The sequence below is a fragment of the Lachnospiraceae bacterium KGMB03038 genome, from assembly GCA_007361935.1.
Lineage (GTDB): Bacteria > Bacillota > Clostridia > Lachnospirales > Lachnospiraceae > Massilistercora.
This window is the reverse complement of sequence record CP041667.1, coordinates 2,632,786-2,649,867: the sequence shown is the minus strand read 5'-3', so window position 1 is coordinate 2,649,867 and position 17,082 is coordinate 2,632,786. Positions and strand designations below refer to the sequence as shown.

Below are 17,082 nucleotides of genomic sequence, written 5' to 3'. Positions count from 1 at the left end.
TATATGAAGCTTAGAAATAAAATACAAAAGAGCATGATACTGGTCATCGCAACGACCCTCATGATCGCGTACGCTATGACGACCGTTGTCGTGTACCGGCAGAATGTTGGGCTGATGGAAGAGGAGATCCGTCAGGAATCGGATTATATCTGTACAGCGATCAGCATTGCCGGAACCAGTTATCTGGAAGAAATGGATGAGGTCCGAGAGAATACGAGAGTGACCTTGATCGCGGAGGATGGAAATGTCCTCTATGATTCGGGGGATACAGATGGGTCTACATTGGAAAACCATAAGGATCGGCCGGAAGTACGAGAGGCGCTGATCCTGGGAGAAGGACAGGATGTCCGCCGGTCAGATACGCTGGATCAGGAAATGTTTTATTATGCGGTCAGGATAGAAGATGGAAGCGTCCTGCGGGTAGCAAAATCAATGGATAACGTACTGCATACGGCGTTTGAGGTGCTCCCGATGATGGGATTGATCGCGGTGATCATGTTGGTATTCGCGTTTATGCTGACAAAATGGCAGGTGAAGAGACTCATTCGGCCAATTAACGAATTGAAGCTGGAGAAACCATTGGAAAATGAGATTTATGAGGAAATAACACCATTGCTGAACAGGATTGATGAGCAGAACAAGGAAAAAGACGCGGTCGCGAATATGAGGAAGGAATTCTCGGCGAATGTTTCTCATGAGCTGAAGACGCCTCTTACTTCTATTTCGGGCTATGCTGAGATCATGAAAAACGGAATGGTCCGCCCAGAAGACATGAAGAAATTCTCAGAGCGCATCTACAACGAGGCCAGCAGGCTGATCACATTGGTAGAGGATATCATCAAACTCTCGAAGCTGGATGAGGGCGAGATTGAGATTGAAAAAGAGGACGTGGATCTCTATGAATTGACAAGAGAAATCTGCAGCCGTCTTTCTCCGCAGGCAAATACGAGAAACGTGCATGTAGAAGTGACGGGGGAACCAGTCGTCTACCATGGCATCCGGCAGGTGCTGGATGAAATGATCTATAATATTTGTGAAAACGCCATCAAGTATAACAAAGATGGAGGATCTCTCAGCGTGTGGGTAGGAAATACCCTGCAGGGGAAAAAAGTGATCGTGACGGATACCGGAATCGGAATTCCAGAAGATCAGCAGGAACGTATTTTCGAGCGGTTCTATCGAGTGGATAAAAGCCATTCCAAAGAAACAGGAGGAACTGGACTGGGACTATCGATCGTGAAGCATGGAGCGATGATTCACAATGCTCAGATTCATGTAGAAAGTGAAGTTGGAAAAGGAACAAAAATGGAGATTACCTTTTAATTGGGGCCGGGGGATTTTTAAAAATCCCCCGGCCCTAATTGCTAAATTACGTGTTGCCAGGGTTGACAAATAGGTCGATCGGTGATATATTCATCACAAATAGAAAACGCTTACATTTCTGATGTTCCCTCGTTTCTTTGCGGGCTCTGCCTCGTCACATATTCTGAAAATTCTTGAAAAGAAATCTCAATGCTTTCATTCTAAATAAATCAGACAGCGGGGGCGAGAGACGCGGCCGCCTGCGGAACTTAGCTTCATAAGGAGATGAGTGGATGGAAGCATGCCCATGTTGCAGGACTAGCTGGAGTATACCATCGGGCGGGGGAAGGGACCATTCTATTGGAAAATTGGTGAAGCGGCTGTCTAGAAGCGTATCTTGGAAAAGATTTGGAAGGCTTGAAGGAGGAAACAATGTCATTATTAGTTACAAGGATGAAAGCTTATCGGGAAAAGTTGTCTATGAGCCAAAATGAATTGGCGCAGAAAGTGGGAGTAAGAAGAGAAACGATCGTCCGCCTGGAAAAGGGCAGATACAATCCCTCTTTAAAGCTGGCGATGGATATTTCCAGAGAACTGGGGACCAGCGTGGAAGAAATGTTCCAGTTTGAGGAGACGCGATGACTCTAAAAGCGCAAAAGCATATTTTTACTTTGCTTGTCCTTTTCTGGATGGGGATGATCTTTTGGTTTTCTGCGCAGCCGTCAAAAGAATCCGAAGATTTATGGAAGACGTGCTGATCGACAGCGCGGGCGTCCTGGCAGGGGCTGCGATTTTAAGCTGGCTTCTTTGGGTAAAGAGAAGATATGGGGAAAAGGATCAAGACAAGAAAGGATTGGGATAATATGGGAGCCATACTGCTTCTTGAAGACGATGAGAGCCTGAACCGGGGGATAAGCCTGAAGCTGGAAAGAGAGGGATACCGGGTTTTGAGCGCGGTGGAATCGGAACAGGCAGAGGAATTATTTCAAAAGAATAAAATAGATCTGATCATTAGTGACATTACACTGGAAAAGGGTAATGGTCTGGGATTTGCAAGGAAGATCCGCGCCAGCAGCGATGTTTATCTGATCTTTCTGACAGCGCTGGACCAGGAAGTAGACATTGTGAATGGCTATGATGCCGGGGCGGACGACTATATAGCGAAACCCTTCAGCCTGGCGGTTTTGATCTCGAAAGTTAATGCTCTGATGCGGCGGATCTGTCAGGGCGAGGGGGATGGAGGCATTCTTTCCTCTGGAGATATCCGGGTCTGTTGCCGGGAAATGAAAGTGTATAAAAAAGAGGAGGAGATTCCTTTAAGCAAGAAGGAACTGCAGCTTCTGCTATTTTTTCTGGAGCATCCCAGGCAGATTGTTTCCAAGGATCAGATCTTGGAAGCAGTGTGGGATGTTGAGGGGCAGTTTGTGGACGAGAATACGGTCCCGGTAACGATCGGCCGGCTGAAGCGTCGGCTTGGAAAGAATGGGGAAGAAGCGTATATTGAAAATGTCAGGGGGCTTGGATATCTGTGGACAGCAGAAGTGTTGAAAAAGTAATGGACAGAAGAGAGCGGGGCTACATTTGGCTGGAAAAGGAATTGAAACGCGGCATGGTCCTTTCTTTGGCGGGATGGCTGATATTTTTTGTCATTTTATGGGTGTGGGGGACCTCCCTTTACAGATGGTGTTTCCTGTGCTTTTTCGCGCTCGCGGCCAATGGAGTGTGGTGCTATATCTCCTATCGGAGAGAATATCGAAACTATCAGTCTATCATAGAATATCTGGAAGCGTTTGAGGAAGGGAATTATGAGTTCCATTTGGAGGGAGACATGGAACCTGGGATCCGGTCCCAGCTTTTGGACCAGTTAGAACGAATGGGAAAAGCATTTGGTCTTTTAAAAGAACGGCTGGTACAGGAAAAAGAAGGAACCCGCAGATTAGTGACCGATATTTCGCATCAGCTAAAGACACCGGTATCGGCTCTTGGCATGAGTTTGGAACTCATGACCGACAAGGATATTACGCCAGAAGAGCAGAAGGAATTTGCGGAAAAAAGCCAGGAGGAGGTCAAAGGACTGGTACAGCTTCTGCAGGCGCTGACTAATCTGTCAAGACTGGAAGCGGGAATGATCCGGCTGGAACCAGTGGAAGGAAATCTGAAAGATACGATTCGTCAGGCGGTCAGCAGTGTCTGGTTCCAGGCAGAAGAAAAAAAGATACAGATTGAAGTGCAGGAGTTTGCGGACGTGCGGATCTGCCATGATCCCAAGTGGACGGCCCAGGCATTCGTAAATGTTTTGGAAAATGGAGTGAAATACTCTCCTGAAGGAAGTAAGATCATACTCCGGGTAAATGTTTATGTTTCTTATGTATTTGTTGAAATAGAAGATGAGGGGATCGGAATTCCCAAAGAAGAATACGCGGAGATCTTCAAACGTTTCTTTCGAGGGAAGCGGCCGGAAGTCCAAAAGGCGGAGGGAGCCGGAGTAGGATTATATCTGGTCCGGAAGATCTTAGAAGAACAGGGAGGCAGTGTTCGCGCTCTTCCGGGAAAGAAAGGCGGTACTGTCTTTCAGATGATGCTGCCGCTGCTCTGTCAGGATGCAGAAAAAGGAATCTAACAAAACTGTTATCGTTCCTGTCAATGTTTTGTAAGAATCATGGACTATGCTGAAGATAACATCAGAAAGAGTTGACAGGAAAGGAGCAGAAATGATATGAGAGCGTTATTAGAAACAGAAGATCTGGTGAAATATTATGGGGATGGAGATGGACAGATACGGGCCATCGACCATACGAGCATTTCTGTAGAGCGAGGAGAATTCGCTGCCATTGTAGGAAGGTCTGGTTCTGGGAAAAGTACACTGCTGCATATGCTGGGAGGATTAGACAGGCCGGACAGCGGGAAAGTTTATATCGAGGGCAGAGATATCTTTGCGCTGAAAGATGAAAGGCTGGCTGTGTTCAGAAGGAGAAAGATCGGATTTATCTTTCAGGATTATAATTTGCTGCCATCTCTGAATGTATGGGAGAATATCGTGCTTCCCATCGGATTAGACGGGAAACGGGTCAATCGAGATTATGTGATGGACATCGTGAAGAATATCGGTATGGAAGAACGGTTAAAGGCTACGCCGGGGATGCTTTCTGGAGGACAGAAGCAGCGGGTGGCGATCGCCAGAGCGCTTGCCTCAAGGCCAGCCATCATTCTGGCTGATGAGCCTACCGGGAATCTGGATTCCCGGACAGAGATGGAAGTGATTTCCACATTGAAACGGTGTGTGGACAGATATGGCCAGACGTTGGTCATGATCACGCACGATGAGACTATCGCCCAGATGGCGGACCGCATTATCGAGATTGAAGATGGTAAGGTGGTGGGCTAGATGGACATGATAACAAGAACAGCGATTGCTAATTTAAAGAGTAACCGGAGCAGAAATGTATTGATCGGTATTGCTATTGTATTGACCTCCACTCTTTTGACTGTCGTGCCTACCGTGATTTTTGGTATGATCGATCTTCAGTTCGCGGCGGCAAATGAGGCGTATCCCACGTACCACGCCATGTTTCGTCAGGTCAGCGAAGAAAACATGGATAAAATGAAAGAAGATCCGGAACTTACAGAGGTAGGAGAGAGGGAAGATCCGGCTTATATGATCTGTCCGAATGAAGAAGTTTCGATCCCAATGATCTATGTGGATCAGCAGGCGGCCAGTTCAAACCGTCTGAAGCTGAAGGAAGGCAGAATGCCAAAGAGGTCAGATGAGATCGTGGTATCTTCCGGCCTTCTCGCGGTAATGGGGCTGGATGGAGAAGTGGGCAGTCAGATAGAAATCCCTTTTCAGCCGGTAGAAAAAGGCGGACTGGGGCTGGGACAAAAGAAGGAATTTACCATTGTAGGTATGATGGAAGACAGCGAAACGGAGCAAGAGAAAAAAGTCTATTCGACCTTGATATCTAAGGCATTTGCGGAAGAGCTGATTCCGGAAGGCCAGCACTTTTACCGGGCCTATTTCCGGATTGCCGGGGCAGATAAAATGACCGTGGATGGGATTGAGGCAAAAGCGAAAGAAAAAGGGGAGGTTTATGGCATCGGAGAAGATAATATCGTAGAAAATGGCGATTATCTTTCTGCTAATTATGTGGATCCCGCGTTATATTCAGGACTGGCTGTGTTTATGGTGATCATTGTACTGGCAGGCGTGCTGACGATCTACAGCATCTATTATGTGTCTATGCTTCATAAGGTGCAGGAATATGGGAAACTGCGAGCGATTGGAGCTACAAAGAGACAGATCCGGAAGCTGGTCTTTCGAGAAGGGTTTGCGGTGGCGGCTATCGGGATTCCGTTCGGACTGATTCTGGGAAACGCGGCAGGAATTTTGATCATCCATGGAATGCTGCAAAACGGAATGGGAAACGCCAATCCTCTGGTAGGTTATATGCAGGAAGTTTTGGACGATTCAAGGGTTTCTTTGGTGAAACCTGCGCTCCTTGGCATTGCGGCGGCTACTGCAATAATCACCGTGTATCTTTCCTTGCTGCGCCCAATGCAGGTGGCCGGGAAAATTTCTCCGGTGGAAGCGATCCGTTATGAGGGGATGACGGGGAAAAGGAAAAAAGCCAGGGCTCGAAAAGGATACCAGGAAATGAGCACTACAAAGCTGATGTTGTCTAATTTGGGGAGAAACCGGAAACGGACAGCGGTGACGATCATCGCGCTGGGAATAACGGGTATCTTTTTTATGGTAGCGGCGACGGTTTTAAGCTGTATGAATCCCAAAGTTATGGCGGAAGATGCGATTCGGGGAGATATTTCTATCTATGTAGATTCCTGGGATAATGATGCCATGAATCCGGACCGGGAACTGACAAAGATCCAGCAGCATAACCCGATGACAGAAACGCTGAAAGAACAGATCCTGGATATTCCGGGTGTGGAAGAGATAGAGGAAGAGCTGTATGCGGATGCGGCGATGCCAGAGGTGACAGATCCTTCTAGCGGAGAAGATTTTGATACCGGGATTTCCGGAATCAGCGAAACAGAGATGAAGGATCTGGAGAAATATGTAAAAGAAGGCTCTTTGGAGGATACAAGGCTTAAGGACGGCACAGGAATCATCCTGGGGCGCGGGTATGTGTCGATCAATCTGCATGTACAGGTGGGCGACCGGGTGGAGCTGGAGATCAAAGACGGAGAGGATACTGTCACGAAAGAATTTGTGGTAGTGGCCTATACAGATCAGCCATCCAGTCTTGGAGGCGGCTTCATGCTCCCCGCGGATACTCTGCAAAGTTTCTGTAAGACTCGGCTTACCGATGAATGGAATCTGACTGTTTATGAAGACAGGGAAGGAAGTGTGGAAGAGGCTGTACGGGCTGTTGCGGACAAACAAGAATTCCTGGCTGTGGATACGTATCGGGAGCAATATGAACAGGCGGAAATGACGGTGGGATACCTGTGTTACGGCGGATATGGGCTGCTGGCTGTCCTTGGATTTATCGGCATTCTGAATCTGATCAATACTATGATCAACAGTGTATATGTCAGACGGCGCGAGTTGGGAATGCTGCAGGCGATCGGGCTGTCCGGCCGTCAGACTGGGAATATGCTGCAAAAGGAAGGTTTATTTTATACAGCGGGAACCTTGCTGCTGTCACTGGGGATCGGCAGTGCGGCAGGATATCTCTGCTATCGCTGGGCGGCGGCAGAAGGGATTCTTTCCATCAAGGTCTATCATTATCCGGCGCTTCCGGCGGTCATTTTGACGCTGATTGTTTTGGCAGTGCAGATTTTGGTCGCGTTTTTGGTCAATCAGAACTTTAAGAAGACAAGCTTGATCGATCGGATCCGATTCGCGTGATCAATAGGGGCCGGGGGATTTTTAAAAATCCCCCGGCCTCGGCTTTAGTTTTTCATCTTCTTTAGTTCTTTTGAGATAAATAGGATACTGACAATAAATGCGATAGAATCTGCCACTGGCCCGGAGTACAAGATGCCGTCAAGACCAAAGAACAAGGGCAGGATCAGAACCAGCGGAATCAAAAAGAAAACCTGTCTGGTCATGGAAAGGAGCAGTCCTTTGACCGGCTTTCCGATAGCGGCAAAGAAATTGGAGGAAAGCAGGGTTACGCCATTGATAATGACCATAAAGAGGAAAGTGCGCATAAACCGGATAGAAAATTCATAGTATGCGGCATTTCCCGTCCCGAACAGAGAGATAATCTGGTAGGGGAAGAACTGAAACAGGACAAATCCGATCGCGGATACGATCAGATTACAAGTAATCGCCAGTTTATAAGTGCTTCGGACACGGTCATACTGTTTGGCGCCGTAATTAAAGCCGATAATGGGCTGAGAACCTTGAGAGATTCCGATGATAACCGCAAGCAGGATAGCGTTCGTCTTCATGACGATGCCGCAGGCTGCCAGAGGAATGTCTTTTCCATATTCCGACATGGCGCCATAATAGGTTAATGAGTTGTTCAGGACAATCTGCACAAAGGTGATCGCCACTTGATTCAGACTGTTGCTCATGCCAAGAGAAGCGGTATGAATACTCATCCGAATATTAAGGCGGATATCTTTCCGATGCAGCTGAACACTCTGGAATCTCCGGATATAAGAAATGGCGGCCAGGAAAGAAAGAAACTGGCCGATGATCGTTGCCCATGCGGCTCCCGCTACTCCAAGATCAAAGACGAAAATAAAGATGGGGTCCAAAATAGTATTGGCGATGGCGCCGATCAGCATGCAGGTCATAGAGTATTTTGGACTTCCATCAGCCCGGATCATATTGCTCATACTGGTGGTCACAACCTGAAAAGGCATGCCGAGGGCAATGATCCGAGAATAGGTCAGCGCATAAGGAAGATTTTCTGATGTGGCGCCGAAAGCAAGCAAAAGAGGCTGAAGAAAAATCTCGATCAGGATTGCGTAGACAATGCCAAAGGTCAGCATCATAGCGATGCCATTGCCTACTACGGCCTCGGCCTTTTTTTGTTCACCGGCTCCCAGATAAAGAGAGAACTGGGAGGCGCTTCCGATGCCGATCAAAAGGGAAATAGCAAGGCATATGGTAGTCAGAGGATAGGAAACGTTAGTAGCGGCGTTTCCAAGATACCCGACTCCCTGACCAATGAAAACCTGGTCCACGATATTGTAAAGAGAGCTGACCAGCATGGCGATGATACTTGGGACTGCGAAAGATTTTAAGAGAGAGGGTATGCTTTTGTATCCCAGTGGATTTTCTTGTGTCTGCATATTCTGCAATGTGGATCACATCCTTTTTTAATAATTAGGTAAAATAGTTTTTTAGAAGTCCGCCTATGGTCTATTTTTCCTGTGTCATAAAGACGGACTGGAGCGCGATTTCCTGGAGCATTTCTCCAAATTTTCCGGCATCTTCCTCTGAAAGCGGGGAAAGGAGCTGTTCCTGGGTCTCGCGAAGAATCGCGAGGATCTTATCATAAACCGCGTAAGCCTTAGGTGTAGGATATAGGCAGTAGGTCCGCTTATCCTGCTGGCTGGCGTTTTTGGTTATAAAGCCAGACTTGATCAGGCTGCCCAGTCCGCGAGTGATATTGCTGGGATGAAGGTAGAAAAGATCCAGGAATTGTTCCTGAGAAATACCGGGATGTTCACAGATTTTGATAATATACATATGCTGGCTGCAGTTGATTCCCAACGGGGCAAACTGTTGATCCAGATACATTTTTGTATGGCGTCCGGCAATGGAGAGCCATCGGATCAGGTTCATTTTCGATGCTGCCTCCTTTATTCATATATTCATAGCGCAGAGCATGAATATTATAACCCAGAAAAATTGTGTGCGCAAGCAAATATTTTAGAGGCATAAAATTGTCTGTAACCTTAGAAGATGAGCAGGGAAGAAGAATTTATAAAAAGCCGCCGTCTACGCCGATAATCTGGCCAGTCAGGTAGGCGGGAGAAGCGGCAAGATTCCAGACGACCTGGGCAATTTCAGAGGGTGAGCCAAAACGGCCCATAGGGATTTCTTCTTCCAGGGCAAGGCGGTCTTCTTCAGTTAACTGGCTGTTCATTTCCGTATCGATGACGCCGCAGGCGATGGCGTTTACAGGTATGCCGCTGGGCGCCAGTTCTTTCGCCAGAGCCTTTGTCAGTCCATTGACGCCGGATTTGGCCGCGGAATAAGCAGCTTCGCAGGAGGCGCCGGACGTGCCCCACATAGAAGAAATGTTGATGATGGTTCCGCTTTTTTTCGCTACCATGTCAGGGATCGCCGCGCGGCAGCAGTAAAAGACAGAGGATAGGTTGGCGCGGATAACCTGATCCCATTCTTGGATCGTCATATCCGTCAGAAGTCCAATGTGAGAAATACCGGCATTATTTACGAGAATATCAAGATGGCCGGCGGTTGTTTGGATTTTTTGAAAAATTTCCTCGACAGCGGCTGGATCGCCCACGTCACCGGGAACGATGGTGCACAGGCCAGAGCCGATTTTGTCGATTTCCTGTCTGACTTTTTCTAATTCTCTCAGGGAAGTCCGGCAGTTGATGAACACATGGTATCCTCTTGCGGCAAAATACATGGCGATACTGCGCCCGATACCGCGGGAAGAGCCGGTAATAAGGATTGTTTTTTGTGGCATGATAGAATCTCCTTTTGTCTGCGCCTTTGCTCATGGGAAGGCGCTCATAAATGGTCGGACAAATGGCGCCCAGCAAGCGAGAAGACGCTATGCTCCTGATCTGTGCAGGGCTAAATCGATACAAACATTATATCTTACAATCGTTGCTATTTAAAGTATGAGATGTTATGATTTATATATGTATAAATGATAATGATGGTAATTTTAAGAATAATTGTGAAACAGGCGGACCATCACATGAGTAACACTCCGGGAGGTTACGTAAAAGGAAGATGAATATGATCGATAAGGCAATCGAGTTTGCGACGAGGGCACACGAAGGGCAGTTCCGAAAAGGGACCAAACGGCCGTATATTGTTCACCCCATCGAGGTTGGAGATATTGTAGCCAGCATGACGAAAGATGAGGAGGTGATCAGCGCGGCAGTGCTTCATGATACCATTGAGGATTGTGAAGGTGTTACGCAGAGAATCTTAGCTCAGGAATTTTCAGAGCGTGTAGCCTATATGGTTGCCAGAGAAAGTGAGGACAAGTCTCTGACATGGATGGAACGGAAGCGGGCAACCATCGAGCACATCCGCACGGCTCCCAGAGAAGTACAGATGATCGGACTTGCGGATAAGCTTTCCAATATGCGGGATATAGACCGGGATTATCCGGTCATGGGAGAAGAATTGTGGAATCGATTTCGGATGAAGGATAAACATACGATCGGATGGTATTATAAAGGCGTAAGGGATGCCCTGATCGATAAATTCACAGGGATTCCAGCCTATGAAGAGTATTGTCACCTGATCAGGAAAAATTTCGATTAGGGACAGGGTATTTTTAATTGGGGACGGGGGAATTTTAAAAATCCCCCGGCCCCAATTAAAAAAAGGAGAGAGATATGATCATCAGTGCCAGCAGAAGGACTGACATCCCTGCTTTGTATCCTCAGTGGTTTATGAACCGGCTGAGAGCGGGCGAGGTGCTGGTCCCAAATCCTTACAACCGCAGAAAGGTAAGCCGTATCCGGCTTTCGCCGGAGTGGGTGGATGGAATTGTGTTTTGGACAAAGAATCCGGAGCCGTTGTTGCCGTATCTGCGGGAATTGGATGCCATGGGTTATCGGTACTGTTTTCAGTATACGATCACAGATTATGGGGAGGACTTGGAGCCCGAAGTGCCAAGGACAGAAGAGGCGATGGCTACGTTCCTGCTATTGAGCCAGAGGCTGGGAAAAGAAAGGATCAACTGGAGGTTTGACCCGATTCTGCTGACAGAGAAGTATACGATTTCTTATCATCTGGAACAATTTGAAATGATGTGTCAATGGCTTGGGAACGCAACAGGACGGTGTACCATTAGTTTTGTGGACGAATACAGGGGAAGCGACTGCAGAGAACTGGAGATAGAGGAGATATGGAAACTGGCGGAAGGTCTTTCCCAAATTTCCAAGAAATATGGAATCCCTCTCTATACCTGCGCGGAACAGTTGGATCTGAGCAGATATGGTATTTATCATGGGGCGTGTATTGATCAGGAACAGCTGCGGCAGCTGGCCGGATACAAGCTTGATCTGAAACGGGACAAGGGCCAGCGAAAAGGGTGCCGGTGCGCGGAGAGCTTTGATATTGGCATGTATGATACCTGCGTCAACGGCTGCCGCTACTGTTATGCGGTGAGCGGAAGGGAAGGCGCGCGAAAAAAATATAACAATCATGACCCCGAATCCCCATTTTTGATCGGACATTTCCGGGGAGATGAGGAGATTATAGACAGAAAAGCGGCATCCGCGAGAGATGATCAGATTTCTTTATTTGATTTACCCCAAATGCGCAAAGACATATGATGACTTCAGGACAAGGAAGGGCGTACAGATGGCAGAAGTAAGAAAGAGAATGACATTTTACGGAAGAGTCCAAGGTGTGGGGTTCCGATATACAGCAAAACATCTGGCAAGATCGCTTGGCCTGACCGGATGGGTGGAAAACCAGTGGGATGGAACGGTACGCATGGAGGTCCAGGGCAGAGAAACCTTGATCTATAAGCTGATGGAAGGGCTGAACCGGAACCAGTTTATTGCCATTGACTGGATTGATACCGAGGAAATTCCGTTGGGAACAGAAAGAAGTTTTGAGACAAGATAGCAAAAGGGACAGCCAACGAGAGAGGAGGCATAAACATGGTGATTCAGGGACTGCAGAAGCTGACGCTTTTGGATTATCCGGAGAAGGTGGCGTGTACTGTTTTCACAGCAGGGTGCAATTTCCGCTGTCCATTTTGTCACAATGCTTCGCTGGTAATTGATACATATAAGAACCGAGAAATTCCGAAAGATGAATTTTTTGCTTTTCTGCGGAAACGGCAGGGGATTTTGGATGGGGTATGTGTGACGGGGGGTGAACCGCTGATCCAGCACGGGATCGAGGATTTTTTGGGCGAGATCAAACGTTTGGGATATGCGGTCAAGCTGGATACCAATGGAAGTTTTCCCGACAGACTGCAGCGGATCGTAGAGGCGGGACTGGTAGATTACGTGGCTATGGACATCAAGAATTCTCAGGAAAATTATGGGCGGACTATTGGTATCGAGGGGTACGACTTGCGCAATATCCACAGGAGCGTCCAGTATCTTCTGAGTGATGTGATCCCCTATGAGTTCCGGACTACGGTGGTACGGGAGTTCCACCAGCGGTCGGATTTTGAATCCATTGGGAAATGGATCCGGGGCGCCAAGAATTATTACCTCCAGCAGTTTGTGGATTCCGGCGATCTGCTCCAGCAGGGGCTTAGAGGTTATAACAAGGACATCATGAACCAGGCGCTGGAAATAGTAAGGCAATATGTGCCAAACGCTCAGCTGCGCGGCGTAGAATAGCAGAAAAGGGCGGAAATACGGGCCTTCTGGTAAAACTATACAATAACAATATATTGTGCGAAAATGAATTTTGTGCACAATATATTGTTATTTTTGTTGACGATAAAACACAACAGGTGGTATGATAGAAGAACAGACGAATCGGACAAAAATATTTTACAAAATGAACAAAAGGATAATCCAGGAAGGGGAGCAAGCATATGTATCAGGTAACAAAACGGGACGGCCAGGTCGTTGATTTCAATCTGTCGAAGATCTGTGTGGCCATTGAGAAAGCGTTTAAAGCTCAGGAAAAGGAGTATAATCAGGATATCATCGATCTGCTGGCATTAAAAGTTACCGCGGATTTCGAGCCTAAGATCAAGAATTCACTGGTGCAGGTGGAAGATATCCAGGACAGTGTGGAGGCGGTCCTGATCAAAGCCGGATATTCCGACGTGGCAAAAGGATATATTTTGTATCGGAAACAAAGAGAGAAGATCCGTAATCTGAAATCTACCATGCTGGACTACAAAGAAATTGTGGACAGCTACGTGAAAGTAACAGACTGGCGGGTAAAAGAAAATTCAACCGTTACCTATTCTGTAGGCGGATTGATCTTAAGCAATTCCGGCGCGATCACGGCCAACTACTGGCTGTCAGAGATTTATGACGAGGAGATCGGGCAGGCGCATCGGAACGCGGATATCCATATCCATGATCTGTCTATGCTGACCGGATACTGTGCGGGGTGGTCCTTGAAACAGCTGATCCAGGAAGGGCTGGGAGGAATTCCAGGAAAGATTTCTTCTTCTCCGGCAAAGCATTTGAGCGTGCTCTGCAACCAGATGGTCAACTTCCTGGGGATCATGCAGAACGAGTGGGCCGGAGCCCAGGCGTTTTCTTCCTTTGATACCTATCTGGCGCCTTTTGTAAAGGCTGATAACCTGACTTATCAGGAAGTTAAAAAATGCATCGAATCTTTTATTTACGGAGTGAACACGCCGTCCCGCTGGGGAACCCAGGCGCCGTTTTCTAACATCACGCTGGACTGGACGGTTCCCAACGATCTGGCGAACCTGCCGGCGATCGTAGGCGGAAAAGAGATGGACTTTACCTACGGGGACTGTAAGAAAGAGATGGATATGGTCAATAAGGCGTTTATCGAGATCATGATCGAGGGAGATGCCCATGGCCGCGGGTTCCAGTACCCGATTCCTACCTATTCTATCACCAGTGATTTTGACTGGTCAGATACGGAGAACAACCGTCTGCTCTTTGAGATGACGGCGAAATACGGGACGCCCTATTTCTCAAACTATATCAACAGCGATATGGAGCCAAGCGACGTCCGCAGCATGTGCTGCCGTCTTCGTTTGGACCTTCGGGAACTGCGGAAGAAATCCGGCGGTTTCTTTGGAAGCGGTGAAAGTACAGGGTCTGTAGGCGTTGTCACGATCAACATGCCGCGTATTGCTTACCAGGCGGAAAATGAAGAGGATTTCTTCCGCCGTCTGGATCGTCTGATGGACATTTCAGCGAGGTCTCTCCATGTAAAGAGAACGGTCATCACTAAGTTAATGGACGAAGGCCTTTATCCCTATACGAAGCGGTATCTGGGGACCTTTGAGAACCATTTCTCCACCATCGGTTTGATCGGTATGAATGAGGCAGGCCTGAATGCCAAATGGATCGGCAAAGATATGACTCATGCGGAAACGCAGGAATTTTCCAAGAAGGTGCTGAACCATATGCGGGAGCGTCTGTCCTCTTATCAGGAGGAATACGGAGATCTCTATAACTTAGAGGCGACTCCGGCAGAGTCTACGACTTATCGTTTCGCGAAACATGACAAAGAGCAGTTCCCGGATATCATTACAGCGGCGGAAGGCGATGGAACTCCATATTATACCAATAGTTCCCATCTGCCGGTGGGCTATACGGAAGATATCTTCGCGGCGCTGGATATTCAGGATGATCTGCAGACACTCTATACTTCCGGAACGGTATTCCATGCGTTCCTGGGAGAGAAACTGCCAAACTGGAAGGCGGCGGCATCTCTTGTAAGAAAGATCGCGGAAAACTATAAACTGCCCTATTACACCATGTCTCCTACCTATTCTATCTGTAAGAATCATGGATACATCAAAGGCGAAGAGTATGTATGTCCGGAATGTGGAGAAAAGACGGAAGTTTACAGCAGAATTACGGGCTATTACCGTCCGGTGCAGAATTGGAATGATGGAAAAGCGCAGGAATTCAAAGACAGAAAGGTATATGATCTGAGCAAATCTCAGTTTCATCCAAGCGAGAAGGCAGAGGAACATGCTGCGGAGGCTCTGAGGCAGGAAGCGGAAGAAGGGTCAAAGAAGCTTTTATTTACCACCAAGACTTGTCCAAACTGTGTGATCGCTAAAAAGGCGCTGGAAGAAGCGCATATGGATTACGAAGTGGTAGATGCCCAGGAAAATAAAGAGTTGGTTAAAAAGTACGGGGTACTTCAGGCGCCCACTCTGGTAGTGATCGAAGACGGTAAGGTCAGCAAGATGGCCAATGCTTCGAATATTAAGAAATATACGGAAGAAGAGTAGGCGCTGAGAGCCGAAAGAGAAATTTGTATAATAGACGGCGGTTTTGGATGAAATCCAAGACCGTCGTTTTGGTTAATTGAAAAATTAATTGCAACATAGGTTGTTGCGGTTAGAATTACAAGGCATATGGGCCATGGAGTTGCAGTTGTAACTTCATGGTTTCTTTTTGCCTTTTTTCCAGTATACTATCCTTGTCCTGTCTTCGGATTGGAGGTAACCATGAGTAATAAACACCTTACATATGATGACAGGCTCGCCATCCAGTCAGGTCTGCAGCAGGGATTGAAGGTCGCACAGATCGCCAAAAACATTGGAAAGGATCGGTCTACTGTCGGCAGAGAGATCAAAGCACACCGCAGGCTGGTCAAAACGTCAGGGGGCAATAACTGTATCCACCATTGTACCTGTACCAGAATCCCAAACTGCCGTCAGGGATGCTTTCGTGGGAAGAAACAGTGCCAGACAGCATGTGGACGATGTCAGGAAGGATGCCCTGATTATCAGGAAGAGTTCTGTACAGATTACGAAAAGTCGCCGTTTGTCTGTAATGCCTGTGACCACCGGCTTCGCTACCGTCTGCGCAGGATGCTCTATGACGCCAAGCATGCTCAGCAGCAGTATGAACAGATGCTCTCTGAATCCCGTAAAGGAATCTCTCTTACAGAGCAGGAGTTAAACCGGATCAATGATACGATTACACCGCTGTTAAAAAAGGGGCAGTCACTCCCGGTTATCTGTGAACGTCACAGAGATGAACTGCCCGTATCGGAACGGACGATCTATTCCTATATTGATGCAGGCCTTTTGGATGCCAGAAATATAGACCTGAGAAGGAAACTGCGCAGACCGGAACGGAAAAAGAGCGGTCCGGTTCTCCGGGTAGACCGGAAATGCCATATCGGACGCAGTTATGAGGAATACGAGGAATATATGCGCCAGAATCCAGATGCCATAGTCAGCCAGATGGACAGTGTGGTCATACACAAAGGCGGCCAGACACTGCTGACAATCTTGTTTACCAACTGTGACGTACAGCTCATGTTCCTGAGAGAGCGCAACACAGCGGGATCAGTAACAGAAATATTCTGCCGGCTGCGGAAAGCACTTGGAGATGAGAAATTCCGGATGCTTTTTCAGGTTATTATTACCGATCGGGGAAGCGAATTCAGCGATCCCGAAAAAATCGAAGCAGATATGGAGACCGGAGAGATCCAGTGCCGCGTATTCTATTGTAACCCGATGAATACAAATCAGAAGAGCAACTGTGAACGGAACCATGAATTGATCCGTTATATCATACCTAAAAATCATGCAAAGGATGAATATACGGAAGAAGGAATCAGGGAAATGATGAACCACATCAATTCCTATCCCCGAAAAAAGTGGAACGGACAGGCTCCTATAGATCTTTTTATCAAGATCTACGGCCAGGAGACTGCGAACCTCCTGGGCCTTGAAAAGATCCCATCCGATTCCATAACCCTTACACCGGCTTTATTTAAGAAGTAAACCGGAATTTAAGAGAAGACAGGACACGATAAAAAAGGAAACACAAACAGGGTGCATTTACAACTTCTGCGAAAAGTAAAAAATGCAGTCTGTGTTTTGTCATGCCTTCCTTTAAGAAATTTTACAAGGAAAATCGGAAAAAGGCAATCCAAAGCCAGAAAAACAGCTTAAAACTGTTGCAGTTACTCATGATATTATGCAG

16 protein-coding genes are annotated in these 17,082 nt (G+C 47.4%); 13 read left to right on the top strand and 3 right to left on the bottom strand.

Going from position 1 to position 17,082, the window contains the following annotated elements; translation table 11 throughout:
• The first annotated feature begins 3 nt into the window (after nucleotides 1–3).
• From FND36_12925 to FND36_12895, 7 genes are all read left to right on the top strand, one after another.
• The gene (locus FND36_12925) at nucleotides 4–1,323 is read left to right on the top strand and encodes a two-component sensor histidine kinase (GenBank protein ID QDW74864.1); all 1,320 of its coding nucleotides are present in this window, start codon (nucleotides 4–6) and stop codon (nucleotides 1,321–1,323) included.
• Between the two features lie 411 nt (nucleotides 1,324–1,734).
• Nucleotides 1,735–1,944 (top strand): helix-turn-helix transcriptional regulator, encoded by a 210-nt coding sequence (locus tag FND36_12920; protein QDW74863.1) that lies wholly within the window; start codon nucleotides 1,735–1,737, stop codon nucleotides 1,942–1,944.
• The gene (locus FND36_12915; protein ID QDW74862.1) at nucleotides 1,928–2,164 is read left to right on the top strand and encodes a hypothetical protein; all 237 of its coding nucleotides are present in this window, start codon (nucleotides 1,928–1,930) and stop codon (nucleotides 2,162–2,164) included. The genes FND36_12920 and FND36_12915 overlap by 17 nt, the downstream gene beginning before the upstream one ends.
• Before the next feature lies 1 nt (nucleotide 2,165).
• Complete coding sequence (locus FND36_12910; protein QDW74861.1) at nucleotides 2,166–2,858, top strand: response regulator transcription factor; 693 nt, start codon at nucleotides 2,166–2,168, stop codon at nucleotides 2,856–2,858.
• Nucleotides 2,858–3,922 (top strand): HAMP domain-containing histidine kinase, encoded by a 1,065-nt coding sequence (locus FND36_12905; GenBank protein QDW75634.1) that lies wholly within the window; start codon nucleotides 2,858–2,860, stop codon nucleotides 3,920–3,922. Before FND36_12910 ends, FND36_12905 begins: the two co-directional genes overlap by 1 nt.
• Before the next feature lie 96 nt (nucleotides 3,923–4,018).
• On the top strand, nucleotides 4,019–4,687 hold the full coding sequence (locus FND36_12900; GenBank protein QDW74860.1) for an ABC transporter ATP-binding protein: 669 nt from the start codon (nucleotides 4,019–4,021) through the stop codon (nucleotides 4,685–4,687).
• A complete protein-coding gene (locus FND36_12895; protein QDW74859.1) occupies nucleotides 4,688–7,168 on the top strand; it encodes an ABC transporter permease in 2,481 nt (826 codons plus the stop codon).
• Between the two features lie 44 nt (nucleotides 7,169–7,212).
• Here the strand turns inward: FND36_12895 and FND36_12890 are convergent, their stop codons facing one another.
• From FND36_12890 to FND36_12880, 3 genes are all read right to left on the bottom strand, one after another.
• Complete coding sequence (locus tag FND36_12890) at nucleotides 7,213–8,568, bottom strand: MATE family efflux transporter (GenBank protein ID QDW75633.1); 1,356 nt, start codon at nucleotides 8,566–8,568, stop codon at nucleotides 7,213–7,215.
• Nucleotides 8,569–8,638: 70 nt separating this feature from the next.
• Nucleotides 8,639–9,064: a MarR family transcriptional regulator gene (locus FND36_12885; GenBank protein QDW74858.1), complete on the bottom strand. Its 426-nt coding sequence runs from the start codon at nucleotides 9,062–9,064 to the stop codon at nucleotides 8,639–8,641.
• A 139-nt stretch (nucleotides 9,065–9,203) separates the two neighbouring features.
• A complete protein-coding gene (locus FND36_12880) occupies nucleotides 9,204–9,938 on the bottom strand; it encodes an SDR family oxidoreductase (protein ID QDW74857.1) in 735 nt (244 codons plus the stop codon).
• Between the two features lie 278 nt (nucleotides 9,939–10,216).
• On the opposite strand from FND36_12880, the gene FND36_12875 reads away from it, so the two are divergent.
• The 6 genes from FND36_12875 to FND36_12850 all read left to right on the top strand — a co-directional run bounded on the left by FND36_12875 (nucleotide 10,217) and on the right by FND36_12850 (nucleotide 16,880).
• Entirely contained in the window at nucleotides 10,217–10,753 is a 537-nt protein-coding gene (locus FND36_12875; protein QDW74856.1) for an HD domain-containing protein, read from the top strand.
• Between the two features lie 74 nt (nucleotides 10,754–10,827).
• A complete protein-coding gene (locus FND36_12870) occupies nucleotides 10,828–11,772 on the top strand; it encodes a DUF1848 domain-containing protein (GenBank protein QDW74855.1) in 945 nt (314 codons plus the stop codon).
• A 28-nt stretch (nucleotides 11,773–11,800) separates the two neighbouring features.
• Nucleotides 11,801–12,070, top strand: a complete 270-nt coding sequence (locus tag FND36_12865; GenBank protein QDW74854.1) for an acylphosphatase — start codon at nucleotides 11,801–11,803, stop codon at nucleotides 12,068–12,070.
• 35 nt (nucleotides 12,071–12,105) lie between these two features.
• Nucleotides 12,106–12,801 carry an anaerobic ribonucleoside-triphosphate reductase activating protein gene (locus FND36_12860; GenBank protein QDW74853.1) on the top strand — a complete coding sequence of 232 codons (696 nt, stop codon included), beginning with the start codon at nucleotides 12,106–12,108 and terminating at the stop codon, nucleotides 12,799–12,801.
• Between the two features lie 200 nt (nucleotides 12,802–13,001).
• A complete protein-coding gene (locus tag FND36_12855) occupies nucleotides 13,002–15,371 on the top strand; it encodes a ribonucleoside triphosphate reductase (GenBank protein ID QDW74852.1) in 2,370 nt (789 codons plus the stop codon).
• Nucleotides 15,372–15,590: 219 nt separating this feature from the next.
• Nucleotides 15,591–16,880, top strand: a complete 1,290-nt coding sequence (locus tag FND36_12850) for an IS30 family transposase (GenBank protein QDW74851.1) — start codon at nucleotides 15,591–15,593, stop codon at nucleotides 16,878–16,880.
• The last annotated feature ends 202 nt before the right edge of the window (nucleotides 16,881–17,082 follow it).